This is a genomic window from Kordiimonas sp. SCSIO 12603, from assembly GCF_024398035.1.
In the GTDB taxonomy this organism is placed as follows: domain Bacteria; phylum Pseudomonadota; class Alphaproteobacteria; order Sphingomonadales; family Kordiimonadaceae; genus Kordiimonas.
The window spans coordinates 3509626-3523059 of record NZ_CP073748.1; the positions used below are offsets into that span (position 1 = coordinate 3509626).

Annotated in this window: 14 protein-coding genes; 9 read left to right on the forward strand and 5 right to left on the reverse strand. The window is 46.1% G+C overall.

Annotation, left to right across the window (positions count from 1 at the left end; all coding sequences use genetic code 11):
- Positions 1-156: 156 nt before the first annotated feature.
- The 8 genes from KFE96_RS16420 (at position 157) to KFE96_RS16455 (ending at position 9235) form a co-directional block, all read left to right on the forward strand.
- A complete protein-coding gene (locus tag KFE96_RS16420) occupies positions 157-2094 on the forward strand; it encodes a M10 family metallopeptidase C-terminal domain-containing protein (RefSeq protein WP_255833623.1) in 1938 nt (645 codons plus the stop codon).
- A gap of 93 nt (positions 2095-2187) precedes the next feature.
- On the forward strand, positions 2188-3456 hold the full coding sequence (locus tag KFE96_RS16425; RefSeq protein WP_255833624.1) for an alkaline phosphatase family protein: 1269 nt from the start codon (positions 2188-2190) through the stop codon (positions 3454-3456).
- A gap of 76 nt (positions 3457-3532) precedes the next feature.
- On the forward strand, positions 3533-4390 hold the full coding sequence (locus KFE96_RS16430) for a serine protease (protein ID WP_255833625.1): 858 nt from the start codon (positions 3533-3535) through the stop codon (positions 4388-4390).
- 84 nt (positions 4391-4474) lie between these two features.
- Complete coding sequence (hisI, locus tag KFE96_RS16435) at positions 4475-4891, forward strand: phosphoribosyl-AMP cyclohydrolase (RefSeq protein ID WP_255833626.1); 417 nt, start codon at positions 4475-4477, stop codon at positions 4889-4891.
- A 108-nt stretch (positions 4892-4999) separates the two neighbouring features.
- Complete coding sequence (locus tag KFE96_RS16440; protein WP_255833627.1) at positions 5000-5440, forward strand: nuclear transport factor 2 family protein; 441 nt, start codon at positions 5000-5002, stop codon at positions 5438-5440.
- A 192-nt stretch (positions 5441-5632) separates the two neighbouring features.
- Positions 5633-6403, forward strand: a complete 771-nt coding sequence (gloB, locus tag KFE96_RS16445; RefSeq protein WP_255833628.1) for a hydroxyacylglutathione hydrolase — start codon at positions 5633-5635, stop codon at positions 6401-6403.
- Positions 6404-6539: 136 nt separating this feature from the next.
- Entirely contained in the window at positions 6540-8636 is a 2097-nt protein-coding gene (locus tag KFE96_RS16450) for a prolyl oligopeptidase family protein (protein ID WP_255833629.1), read from the forward strand.
- 110 nt (positions 8637-8746) lie between these two features.
- Complete coding sequence (locus KFE96_RS16455) at positions 8747-9235, forward strand: N-acetyltransferase family protein (RefSeq protein ID WP_370650603.1); 489 nt, start codon at positions 8747-8749, stop codon at positions 9233-9235.
- Here the strand turns inward: KFE96_RS16455 and KFE96_RS16460 are convergent.
- The 5 genes from KFE96_RS16460 to ung all read right to left on the reverse strand — a co-directional run bounded on the left by KFE96_RS16460 (position 9232) and on the right by ung (position 11673).
- On the reverse strand, positions 9232-9456 hold the full coding sequence (locus KFE96_RS16460; RefSeq protein ID WP_247017112.1) for a hypothetical protein: 225 nt from the start codon (positions 9454-9456) through the stop codon (positions 9232-9234). The two genes, KFE96_RS16455 and KFE96_RS16460, sit on opposite strands and share 4 nt — an antisense overlap.
- Positions 9457-9608: 152 nt before the next feature.
- Positions 9609-9815, reverse strand: coding sequence for a helix-turn-helix transcriptional regulator (locus tag KFE96_RS16465; RefSeq protein WP_247017114.1), 207 nt, complete (start codon positions 9813-9815; stop codon positions 9609-9611).
- Positions 9812-10300 (reverse strand): hypothetical protein, encoded by a 489-nt coding sequence (locus KFE96_RS16470; RefSeq protein ID WP_247017116.1) that lies wholly within the window; start codon positions 10298-10300, stop codon positions 9812-9814. The genes KFE96_RS16465 and KFE96_RS16470 overlap by 4 nt, the downstream gene beginning before the upstream one ends.
- A 155-nt stretch (positions 10301-10455) precedes the next feature.
- Positions 10456-10899, reverse strand: a complete 444-nt coding sequence (locus KFE96_RS16475; protein WP_255833633.1) for a MauE/DoxX family redox-associated membrane protein — start codon at positions 10897-10899, stop codon at positions 10456-10458.
- Positions 10900-10977: 78 nt separating this feature from the next.
- A complete protein-coding gene (gene ung / locus KFE96_RS16480) occupies positions 10978-11673 on the reverse strand; it encodes a uracil-DNA glycosylase (RefSeq protein ID WP_255833634.1) in 696 nt (231 codons plus the stop codon).
- A gap of 342 nt (positions 11674-12015) precedes the next feature.
- Here ung and cysG point away from each other — a divergent pair, with 342 nt between their 5' ends.
- Positions 12016-13434: a siroheme synthase CysG gene (cysG, locus tag KFE96_RS16485; protein ID WP_255833635.1), complete on the forward strand. Its 1419-nt coding sequence runs from the start codon at positions 12016-12018 to the stop codon at positions 13432-13434.

Sequence of the window (13434 nt, forward strand, 5' to 3'; positions counted from 1 at the left end):
CTAAAGAAATCAAAACAAAAGGCAGCATTTCTAACGATATGCTGCCTTTTTTATATGTTCACTGCACTCGTTGAGCAGTTCACGGTAATCAGCCTGCATATAATGTTTTCTCTTCCTATCTCTCTACGTAACGACAGCGAGAATAGGATAACAACGATGACAGACCTTCAGTACAGCTGGAAATTTTATGCCCATGGTATGCTTTTTAATCCTCGGTATACTGGGGATATTAAAGGAAATGCAGACCAGATTACACTGGATACAAGCCTGAGAGCTAACGCAGGCTCTCCACTCGGCACGGGCATAACAATTCGCTATAGTTTCGAAAACGGTGCCCCTGATGGTTATGATCCCTCAGACTTTCTAAACTCATCAATTACAGCGGAAAACAAGGCATTATTCGAAAAGGTTTTTGAAGAATACAGCGCCATTGCGAACATCACCTTCATTGAAGTAGGCCGAGGGCAAAATGCTGATCTGGAAATATACCGCCGAAACACAGCTGGTGGCGGCGAAGCTGGTAGGCTGGACGGCCCCCAAGATAGCACTGCAATGATTGTTGGCGTAGCGGATGGCTTTGATCTCACTCAACTTTCGGAAGACTTTTATAAAGATGATATTCTTCTGGCCATCAGGCATGAACTTGGCCACGTGCTGGGGCTCGATCATCCACGCGGACAGGAAGGTTCATTCCTAACTGCCCATGATGTTTATGACCCTAGTTCCAATGATATCCCGTTCGAAGAAGCTACCGACAGGTTCACAATTATGAGTTATGTGAACAATGAAGATTTCTATGAAAGAGGTGGGCTGAAAGGACAATATTTTGAGACAGTTCACAACACATGGGGACTTACTACCAATCAGTCACTTGGCTTGTTTGATATCAAAACCCTGCAGTATCTATACGGAGCCAACACTTCTACTAATGTCGAAGATAACACATACAGTTTCAGGCCTGAAGATGCTTCAGTGCTGACCATTTACGATGCTGGTGGCATTGATACTTTTGATTTCTCCAACCAGCTTACAGGTGTGAAAGCTAACCTTGGTGAAGCAACATTCTCTTCGGTTGGATATTATTACACCAATGCCCGCTTGAGCAGTTTTTCCGCGGAACCCGCTGATCTGGAAACACGCCCTGTAGTATTGGTTACAGCGAATAACAACATCTCTATCGCATGGGATACGGTTATAGAAAACGCTATCGGCTCAGATCATAAGGATACCCTGCGCGGGAATAGCGCCGACAATAACCTACAAGGTAAGGACGGTGATGATCTTCTTATAGCTTATGAAGGGTCTGACACTGTCACAGGCGGAAATGGGAACGATACAATATGGGCTGGTGCCGGGGATAAAGGTGCAGACTATGTTGATGGCGGCAGCGGGCGCGACATTATCGCTGGAGGTGCTGGCGACGATACACTATTCGGCGGCGGCGATGCTGACACACTATATGGCGGCACAGGCGATGATCTCATCATTGTAACCACGCAAGGTGAAACCGATACACTCTCAAATGCCAATGAAATTGCCTATGGCGGCAGTGGAGCCGATATCATTCAAGCTGCGGCAGGTGATGATATTCTTGGTGGCGGGGTTGGTGACGATTCTATTCACGGCAACAATGGAAACGACACCATTTTCGGCGGCAAGGGTGATGGCAATGATGAGCTTCACGGTGGAGAAGGCAACGACACCCTTTATGGCGGCAAAGGAGATGACAAGGTCGTCGGCGATGAAGGAAATGATTTGCTCTTTGGTGGCAGCGGCAATGACCTCATAATGAGTATGGCTGGTGATGATACAATCTGGGGCGGAACCGGCGACGACACACTTATTGGCGGCGACGGAACTGATATGTTCCTTTTCAAAGAAAATCAGGGAAATAACCTTATCCAACACTTTGATGCGGGTGAAGATATTCTGAACCTTTCAGCTTTCGGTGTTTCCAACATCAGAGATATTGCAAGTGATGTAGATAATGGTTCTGGAAGTACTGCCCTTACCTTCACGCTTGATGAAAGCACGTCGGTAACCCTGAGCTCCTATACGCTGGCAGACTTGGATAGCCTGAATATCATAATTTAGACTGGTTAAGAGGCGATCTGTAACAACACATTCACTTGATCATGCCAATGAAGCCAGATAGGGTTTCTCTACCCTAAAAAAGGTATCATTGGCATGAAGAAATTTATTTATTTACTTATACTTACAACACTATCCTTCTCTTATAACGCGAACGCAGATGACCAAAAACAAACAGTAATTATGATTGGTATTGATGGCCTGCGGAACGATAGTATTGACCGCATTGAAGCCCCCAATCTTCGCAAGCTTGCAAAAAGTGGCGTGCGTGCTGATGGAATGCGCCCAGCCATGCCTTCAAAAACATTTGTAAATTTCTATTCACTCGCCACTGGCCTACATCCCAAACATCACGGTATGACATCCAACTACCCTTACGATCACAAGCTACGCCGCGCTTTCAGTCGAGCAACCGATACTCGGGACCCCGCATGGTGGGGCGGCGAACCGATTTGGATTACTGCTGAGAAACAAGGAGTGAAAGCTGGCACCTATTTCTGGGTTGGATCAGAGGTAGCAATAGGCGGTATTCAACCTACATACTGGAAACCTTTTGATCAGAATAAAGATTATGGAGAGCGCGTTGATGAAGTGCTTTCATGGCTCGCAAAACCAGAAGCCGATCGCCCTCGCCTTATCACTCTGTATTTCTCAGCTGTTGATACTGCTGCGCACAATTTTAGTGTTGGCAGCAAGGAAGAAGAGGAAGCCGTAAAACTGGTAGATAGCCACGTAGGTGACCTTATCAATGGTTTGCGACAGCAAGGTACACTTGAAAACACGAACATCATTGTGGTGGCAGATCACGGCATGGCTAATCTGTCTGACGACCGAATGATCAACCTGGATAATTATGCAGATATCTCTGGTTATATCGTGCCAGACTGGAACAAGAGTTACGGCCCGGCTTATTCTCCATTCCTTTATGTTTATGGAGACAATGATGACATTGACACACTTGCCACTAAGCTAAAGGGCAAACACCCCAATATGAAAGTGTGGAAAAAAGGCGAGTTTCCAGAGGAATACCACTTTGATCACCCAACCCGCGGGCCAGATCTAATGATCCTAGCTGATACAGGCTGGACCCTCTTCGCTTCAGAAAACAAGGCCGATCCGACTCCGCTTTCCAAACTGCCCTTTCCACTTGCGGCCACTCATGGGTACGATAACCATAATCCACTCATGTATGCGACATTCATTGGCAACGGCCCTTCTTTCAAAAAAGGGATCATCACACCAGTTTTCGATAACGTTGAAATATATGGCCTCATTGCCTGTCTGCTTGATATTAAACCCGCCAACACTGAAGGAAACATTACCAACGTGGCAGGGTTTCTTAATAAAAGTTGTTCGCCTCACTAAGCTGTGCTGAGCGCACACTTGCTAATCCCCCCTTGGTAAGGCATTTTATCAGGGGGTTTTCTTTAGGATATCGCTTGTGAATAGTTTGAAACTTCTGTCGTCATTCATATTGGTTACCTTATTGGGGCCATCTTTCGAAGTTTCCTCACAAGACAAACCACGCGTGCGTATTCCGCCAGCTAACCAGTTACCACTGAACAACCCTACCAGTTTTCACCGCCGAGCCGTTGATAGCACTGAAGCCCCATGGAAAGCTGTGGGCCGCGTTAACATCGCAGGGCGGGCACATTGTAGTGGCAGCCTGATTGCCGAAGATATTGTGCTTACTGCCGCACACTGTCTCTATGCTAAATGGTCTCAGGAAATGGTGATACCAACCACGGTACATTTTCTCGCAGGGTATGCTCGCGGTGAATACGCAGCTCATACGCTAGTACAATCCTATGTAGTCAGCCCTTCCTTTGATGGCAGTGCTGGAGCAGCCAGAAGAAACCTTCCAAACGACTGGGCCTTACTTAAACTCGCAGACCCTATCGGTAAGGAGCATGGTTTTCTGGAACTACATGATAAAATGAAGCTCAGCAGCGAAGAGCAAGACGTAGCAGCAATTTCAAAAGCTCTGGAAAAAATTGAGCTCTCAACCTCCAAAATCACCACTGCAGGCTATCCCGGAGACAGATCACATCTACTGTCTCTGGAAGAAAACTGTAAAATCACAGGTTCTCTCGCACGAGGCCATGTAATGCTGACCAACTGTATCTCTATCCGCGGTGATAGCGGCGGACCTGTCCTTCAATTCATCGATAATGAATGGGTAATCATCGGTATTCAGGTGGCTTCCACAAAGCTCGGGAACCGCAATGCTAGCATCGGAGTTTCGGCGCTTGCATTCCGCAGAGAGTTTTACAAACTTCTAAACGCCACAAAGAATTAAAATTTTGCTCACATAAAGTTAATCTGGCTTGAAGAAAATCTGGCTCTCTCTAAACTCCGGGCAAAATTAAAGCAGGATAGACCCATGGCAGATATTGAGTTTGGTGATCGCTCAGATAAAAAAGAGCTTGAAGAAGGCAACGTTTTCAGCCCGAAGTTTGATGACAGAGGACTTATCCCTGTAGTTACCACCTGCCATGAAACCGGAACAGTTTTGATGCAGGCATGGATGAATGCTGAAGCTATTAAATGCACCATCAAAACGGGTGAAGCGCACTATTACAGCCGTTCCAGAAATGAACTATGGCACAAGGGCAAAACATCCGGCGAATATCAGGTGGTAAAAGATTTCCGGACTGACTGTGACCAAGACGCCCTTTGGCTAGTGGTAGAACAGAAAGGCGGCAAATGCTGTCACGTCGGATATCCCGCCTGTTTTTATCGTTCACTACCTGTCGGTAAAACAGTGGATGGGCAAGTTTCACTTACCATTAAACAATAGTTATATTATAACAATTCAACGCACATTTTAATCTACTGAACGCAATTTTCTGTTCACGGAGCAAGCTGCCTCTATCCTTCCCCCATGCATTCGTTCAGGGAGAAATTTATGATGCGCCCATCCAGATGGAAAATTCCAGCCATTCTTCTACTGATCTTTTCCTGTGCGCTTACTGCCACTGCAAGTGATGATGAAGCACAAATCAGAGCCGTGGTAATGAAGTATTTTGAAGGTATTGGGGAAGGAAGCTTTGAGAAGCTATCAAGCGCTTTCCACTCTAAATCCCGCATGCTGACGGCAGAAAAAGATGATGCAGGCAATGCTTACCTCAAGATATGGGAAATGGAACCAACCATCAAAAGATGGAGCAAAAGCACGCCGCCGAAGCGAGAGCGTACACATGAAATCCTCAATATGCATATCATGGATGGCCGCCTTGCCTCTGTATCATTTGATTTAGATGGCCGGTACTATGATTTGCTGACGTTAGCCAAGATGGATGGTGAGTGGAAAATCATCAACAAAGCTTTCATTAGACAGAAGAAGTAATTCCAAGACGACAGCGAGAAAGCCTCCTTAAAGGCTTCGCATATGTGGGAGTGGTTCCGGCCTCGCACCGGAACCACTTTTATCCCTTTAAGCACCAATTCACGAAACTGTTGATGCTCATTACTTACCCACGACTGGATAAGATAATCGCCCGAGCCTATATTAGAAAAAACTAATCAACAGGGTTACATCATGGCGTCTCTTGAAATTATTCAAATCCCGGTAATGCAGGATAATTATCTCTATCTCATTCATGAACCGAACAGCGGAGAAACAGCAATCGTTGATCCAGCAGTCGAAGAACCTGTGATTGAAGCACTAGAAAAACGCGGATGGCAATTAACTCATATTATCAATACCCATCACCACTGGGATCACACAGGCGCCAACCTTGTTCTAAAAGAAAAATACAATGCAACTGTTGTTGGCGCTGCAATTGATAGAGAACGTATCCCGGGTATTGATATAGCAGTCGGCGAAGGCGATATTTTTCAGCTAGGCTCAGAAAAAGCAGATATTTATTTTGTGCCTGGTCACACAAGCGGTCATATCGCTTACCACTTCCCAACAGCCAAGGCACTGTTCTGTGGAGATACGATGTTTTCCATGGGATGTGGGCGCCTGTTCGAGGGTACAGCGGAAGAAATGTGGCATTCACTCAGCAAATTAATGAGCTTACCAGATGACACTCAAATTTGCTGTGCACATGAATATACAACGGCAAACGGTATGTTTGCACTTGCTATTGAACCAAACAATCAATCTCTGCAGGCCCGCATGGCAGAGGTAGAAGCTTTAAGATCGCAAGATAAACCAACAGTTCCGACGGTTCTATCTCTGGAAAAAGCAACAAACCCGTTTCTTCGTCCAGACAGTTTGGAAATACAGGAAACTCTCGAAATGGTCGGAGCTCCCATCACTAAGGTTTTTGCTGAAATCCGCAGTAGAAAAGATAACTTCTAGTTTTCTACACGATAAAGCGTTTCATGGGCGCGATAAGCTGAGTGATTTTTTCCAGTCTCGGCTTGCGCTTTACGGTGTTTTCATAAACACTTGCCCACGAACTAAACGTAAGTCCGATAACCTCGGAGGGGGACCAATGAAAAATAAAACAATAGGAGCATTGATGGCTGCATCACTTACAGCCAGCGCTGCGATTGCTGAAGATGATAAATTCCTTTGGCTTGAAGACGTTCAAGGCAAAAAGGCCCTTGAATGGGTTGCTGAAAAGAACAAACATTCTCTAGGCATTCTTGAGAATGACAGCCGTTTCAAAGGCCTGATGGAACGGTCGCTCAAAGATTATAACGCCACAGATAAAATTGCCTACAGCGGCCTTTATGGCGGTGCTGTACATAACTTCTGGCAGGATAGCAATCATGTTCGCGGTATCTGGCGCCGGACAAGCATGAAATCCTATGCAACAGATGATACCAAATGGGTTGATATCCTTGACTTTGATCAGCTGGCAAAAGACGAAGGCGAGAACTGGGTATATAAAGGCCGTGATTGCCTTGCACCTGATTTTGGCCGTTGCCTGATCCGCCTATCACGTGGCGGCGGTGATGCTGTTGTGGTGCGTGAATTTGATGCTGTAACAAAACGCTTTGTGGATGGTGGCTTTTCAACCCCAGAAGCCAAACAGAATGTAGCCTGGGTTGATGCGGATCATATCATGATCGCCACAGACTTCGGTGAAGGTACAATGAACACAAGCGGTTACGCTCGTCAGGTTCGCCTTTGGAAACGCGGCACCCCCCTTTCAAGTGCCAAGATGCTGATCAACGCACCAGAAGATGTTACCTTTAACTTCCCGATGACAAGCCACCGCCCAGACGGCACATACACAGGCGTGATCCAGGGTCCTGATTTCTTCACACAAGTTATCCATATTATGGAAGGTACACTTGAAGAACCAGAACTCACCGAGCTTGATCTGCCTAAAGGTATCGATTTTCAAGGCTTCTTTGCCGATATGATGCTTATCCTGATGAGGAAAGACTGGACTGTCGGTGGTAAAACCGTGAAAGCAGGCAGCCTTGTTTCCATCAAGGTTGAAGATGCTATGCGTGGCCGTCCTGAAATGAGCCTCACCACTGTTTATGCACCAGCTGCAAGTGGTGCGATTGAGGGCGTAAATATCGGTAAAAACCGTGTATTTGTAAGCGTGCTTGATGATGTAACTGGCCAGCTAATGGAAGCAATGCCGTCTAACACTGGTTGGAACACAAAGAATCTTGGCATGCCTGCTAATGGTTCTCTGAATGTAATCAGCGCTGACGAATGGTCTGACAACGCATATGTAAATTTCGAAAGCTACCTCCAGCCAGATACGCTTTACACTATCTCCCGCGGCGGCAAACCAGAAGAAACAAAATCCCTACCTGCTCGTTTTGATGCAAAGAATTTGGTAACGGAACAGAAGTTTGCAACAAGCGCAGACGGCACCAAAGTTCCTTACTTCCTTGTGCGCCACAAGAATACCAAACTTGATAACACAACACCTACAATTCTATATGGCTATGGCGGTTTTGAAATCGCGCTAACACCGGGATATCTCTCTGGCGTTGGTAAGCTTTGGCTTCAGGAAGGCGGCGCTTACGTTGTTGCCAACATCCGTGGTGGTGGCGAGTATGGCCCGGCATGGCACCAGGCAGCTCTTAAGGAAAACCGCCAGCGTGCCTATGATGATTTCATCGCGGTTGCGGAAGATTTGATTTCAAGCGGGGTTACATCCCCACAGCATTTAGGTATTCGTGGCGGTTCAAACGGCGGTCTGTTGATGGGTGTTATGACAACACAGCGCCCTGATCTATTCAACGCAGTTATCTGTGCGGTACCTCTTCTTGATATGATGCGCTACCACACCCTTCTTGCTGGTGCATCATGGATGGGTGAATACGGTAACCCTGACATTGCTGAAGAACGCGATTTCATTGCAAAATATTCGCCGTACCAAAATCTGAAAGCTGATGAAACTTACCCAGAAGTGTTCTTCTATACATCCACGAAAGATGACCGCGTACACCCAGGTCACGCTCGTAAGATGGCTGCCAAGATGCTCGATATGGGTAAACCAGTTCTTTACTATGAGAACACAGAAGGTGGTCACTCAGCTGCAGCAAACCTGAAACAGCGTGCTTACACAGATGCCCTGCAGGTTGTTTATGCCCTCAAAAAGTTGAGCGACAAATAAAACAAAACTGGATCACTTAATGTGATCCAGTGCCCAAGCTTTACTAGCTTTTAAATAGCCACCCGAAATCCTATATATCCGCAAATACGGTGTAGGAGAGTAATGTGGCTATTATCATTAGAGAAGCAGCGGAAGCTGATTTCGGTGCAATTTGGAATATATTTCATCCTATTGTCAAAGCTGGCACCACATATGCGTTCAATCCTGACACCACAAAAGATGAAGCTTTTAATCTCTGGATGAATCAACCTCGCCGTACGTTCGTGGCCGAAGAAAATGGTGAAATTCTAGGGACCTACTATATCAAAGCCAATCAGGCTGGCCCCGGAGATCATATTTCAAATTGTGGTTATATGGTTGGGAAAAATGCTCAAGGTAAAGGCATTGCCACGAAGATGTGTGAGCACTCTCAGGAAGTAGCGCTATTGCTCGGCTTCAAAGGCATGCAGTTCAACTCTGTGGTTTCAACCAACACACGCGCTGTAGCATTATGGAAATCACTCGGTTTTGAAATTGTTGGCACATTGCCAAAAGCATTTGAGCACCCACAAGATGGTTATGTGGATGCTCATGTTATGTTCAAATGGCTGGCAACCTAGCTTTTCGATGAAAACATCCGTTTAACTGCTCTACATTCTGCACGTGCCTGTTCACGCATATCGCCAAACAGCATACTGCTGCCGAACCAGCCTACAACCAACAGCATTAACATGGTTGATGCTGCTTTATCATCATCAATAACAAGCGCCGATGCCAACATCATTGCAGCCCATAAAATTGCATTTGCAATCGCTTGTTTCTTCATTGGTGCATTTGCCATTTTCTATCCTTTCTATCGTAACGTTATTCTTTTGGTTCAATTGGTTTTTCATGTGTAGGTTCATAGCGCTGTTCGGTCGGCTTCTCTTTATCTGAGACCCCTACAAAAAATGCTATAATGAGTGCAACGAGTAACCCCAACATCATTCCCCCCTATTCGTTCAGCGAAAAAATCTCTTCTACGGGCACATCAAAATGCCGTGCAATTTTCAGTGCTATCACCGTTGATGGAATGAACTTTCCTACTTCAATGGTGCTGATAGTTTTCCTCGAAACACCTATTCTCTCTGCCAATTCACCTTGGCTGATCCGGTGCTCTGCCCGGTAAACACGGATGCGGTTATTCAGTTCGCTGCTCATGCCTCAGGCTCCACACCAAAGTCATCGTCTTCTTCATCGCTATCGTCACGGATTGCAAAAAAGAACGATACACTTGCCGTACCTAGCAACATCGCAAGCACGAAATGAATAGCTACTTCACCAGTTATTTCTAATAGCAACTCTTCAGCAAACATCTGACCGTATACGAGCACAAGGAAGGTAAATGAGAACGCCTTCAATGTTGCTTTTTTAAAACCCTCAACAATAAACCCTTCAGGCTCCCTGCATGCAGACTTGTTATTATATCTACGACGCATGAGCGGGATAAATGACGGCAATATAAGAAGCAGCACAGCAATGGCTGAAGCCTTGCTTGCATACCCAAGTATCTGATCCACTTCTTCCGAGCTATAAACCCGCACGATATCTGCCACATAATTCAGCGACAGTACAAAGAAAGCCACCGCAACACGCTGCATGAAGCGATCATAAAGTTGAGGCGTCGATATTTCTTTTTTCGTCATAACAGCACCTTTCATACAGGAACCTAAATGTATCTTTTTGATACCTATAGGTTACAATATGGTAATTAAAGGTACTTTGTCTAGAGGAGGGGGATGAAAAAAAGCCCCTTAGCACCGAAATAGGTAATAAGAGGCTGATTCCACATAAAACTTTTTTAGCTTTTTCGGCTTGATATCCAGTTATCCACAGTCAAAAACACTATTGATGAGGGTAACATCAATAGGAAAATCACCAACACAAAACGCGTAAATGTATGCCCATCAATATCAAAAAGTGGCTGCTGAAGTGCATGCCCGTATGTGGTGAGCAATAAAAGCAGCCCCACACTTGTTAAGGTCAATTTACGCCAAAGCCCAGCTAGCAACGCGAGGCCCGCGGCCAGTTCCAACACAGGAATAGAAACCCCAAGCGCCCATAAAAGCCATTCAGGTATCCAGTGCCCTTCAAACCCTTTGATAAAGAAGTTTTCTGCATGCTTGGCTGGTGTCAGAACAAACACTTTCCAGTACCCAGCCATAGTGAACAGAATACCCAGCATCCAACGCGCCAAAAACTCTGCGATTATAGTGCTGGATACTTCTTCGAATTTTTTAATCATGCCCTGCCCTCCCTATAAGCAAGAGAGTATTTTTATGGTAGAGATTACATCAATCAATAAACAGCTTCGTGACCAGTATCACTCGCTTAGCTCCGGCACCTGCCAGTTAATTGGTTCCTTACCGAGGCTTTGAAGATAATCATTTGCCTTGGAGAAATGTTTGCACCCGAAGAAACCACGGTATGCACTAAGCGGGCTTGGATGCGGACCAGCAAGTACCAGATGCTTGTTACGGTCAATTTTCTTGCCTTTTTTTTGGGCATAACTCCCCCAAAGAATAAAGACCAAACCTTCATGAGCCTGATTAAGTTCCGAGATAATCGCATCCGTAAATATCTCCCATCCCCTACCCTGATGGGATGCAGCATTATGGGCTTGCACTGTCAGTACTGCATTTAGCATCAACACGCCTTGTTCAGCCCAGGAAGCAAGATAACCGTGCCCTGGTTGCTTGATGCCTAGGTCTTCTTCCTGTTCTTTATAGATGTTCACTAGTGATGGCGGAATTTTTACGCCCGGTTTCACAGAAAAGCTAAGCCCATGTGCCTGCTCCGGCCCGTGATATGGATCTTGCCCAATAATCACCACCTTCACTTTATCCACGGGAGTAAGATCAAGCGCTGAAAAATATTCGGAGCCCTTCGGAAAGATAGTTTTACCTGCCTGAAGTTCAGCCTGCAGAAAAGCTTTAAGGGATTTCATATAATCCTTTTCAAACTCTGGCGCGAGCGCCGCTTTCCAGCTTTCTTCCAGTTTTATAGCATTATCAGACATATATACCTCCCTCAGTACCGCATATTTTGCACAGACAGAGCCGTCACACCAGTATCATCAGAAAAATTCATCTACGACGCATCATTTTCAAATTTTCCAGCATAGATCAAAATCAAAGGAACATTTTTCCAAGCAATCACCTGATCAAGGTGCACATTGCACAATATAGGCATAAATTAGGATTATTTTATAAATAAATTCCTATATTTCATTTTTAATAAAAAATTTTTCTACTCTATGACATAATTTCTTCTCGTTTGTTGCTCTAGAAGTGAATCCCTATTTTTTAGAGCATCGGGAACAGGCCCTTGATCTGTTCCCTTCTTGTTTAGGAGAGTGACCATGGCTAGCATTCCTGTTTTTCTAACAGCTGAAAAACACCACATACTTATTGTGGGTGCAAACGCTGCTGCTATGGCCAAAGCAGCCTTGTTTCTTGAAACAGGTGCGCGCATTAGTGTGATTTCACCAAATGCGCATGACGCCATTCAGGAAGCGGGCCTCGATAGCAACGTGACAGGCAGTGAGAAGCTAACGGCTTTTAATCGTGCCTTCACTGAAGACGACCTAAACGGAAAAACGCTGGTTTATATCGCAACCAATGATGAACTGACAGAAGAACGAGCACTGCGCCTTGCAAGCGCCAGAAACCTTCCGGTGAATGTCGTTGATAAACCAGCCAAGAGTAATTTCACCACGCCGGCACAGTTCAGTCGTGGTCCCCTTAAAGTGGCTTTTTCTTCTGGTGGCGACGCTCCTGTTTTTGTTCGCCGTCTGAGAAGCAGCCTTGAGCGCCTCCTGCCCCCTTCACTGGGGGTCCTCGCTGAGGCGGCGGGCAATGTTCGCGGGCGAATTAAAAGTCTGATCCCTGACGCGACCCGCCGCCGCCTTTTTTGGGATCGCCTTTATGACAATGCCGGTACATATGCAGACCTGCCAAAAGATCAGGTTGCGGAATTAATCGTAGATGCAGCGCGCAACCACCGTACTGGTAGTACAACAGGCCAAGTTCAGCTTGTCGGTGCAGGCCCCGGAGACCCTGATCTTCTCACCATCAAAGCACACCGTGCGCTTCAGCAGGCAGATATTATTATTTATGATCGCCTTGTAAGCCGCGATGTTCTCTCGCTCGCTCGCCGTGATGCAGAACTTATCTTTGTCGGTAAGCGCGAAGGTGATCACGGCATTGGCCAAGACGGTATCAACAAACTGATTGTGGAAGAAGCGCTTAAAGGCAAGCGCGTAGTGCGCCTGAAGGGTGGAGATCCTCTTCTATTTGCCCGCGCTGGCGAAGAAATGGATGCCCTGCGCGATCAAGATATTCATGTGGAAGTAGTACCCGGTATCAGTGCCTTTCAAGGCATCGCAGCCAGCACACAAATCCCAATGACAGACCGGGAGTATTCTAATTCCCTTACGCTTGTCACCGGCCACCTGAAAGATGGTGCTTTTAAAGATTGGGCTCGCCTGTCTGGTGAAGGCCAGACCCTAGTAATTTATATGGGCGTACGTGGTGCTCCCCGTATTTCAGCTGGCCTGATGGCAGAAGGTACACAGGGATCAACCCCTGTGGCTGTTGTTGAAAACGGCACCCGCGCTAATGAACGCCGCTTTTACGGCACACTTGAAACATTGCCTGCGCTTGTTGCTGAAAATTCAGTGAAAAGCCCAGCACTTCTTATCATTGGTGACGTTGTCAGGAACGCCGCCGATTTAAACCAAAAACAGTTCGACACCCTGCTTCAGCAGGCAACGGCATAG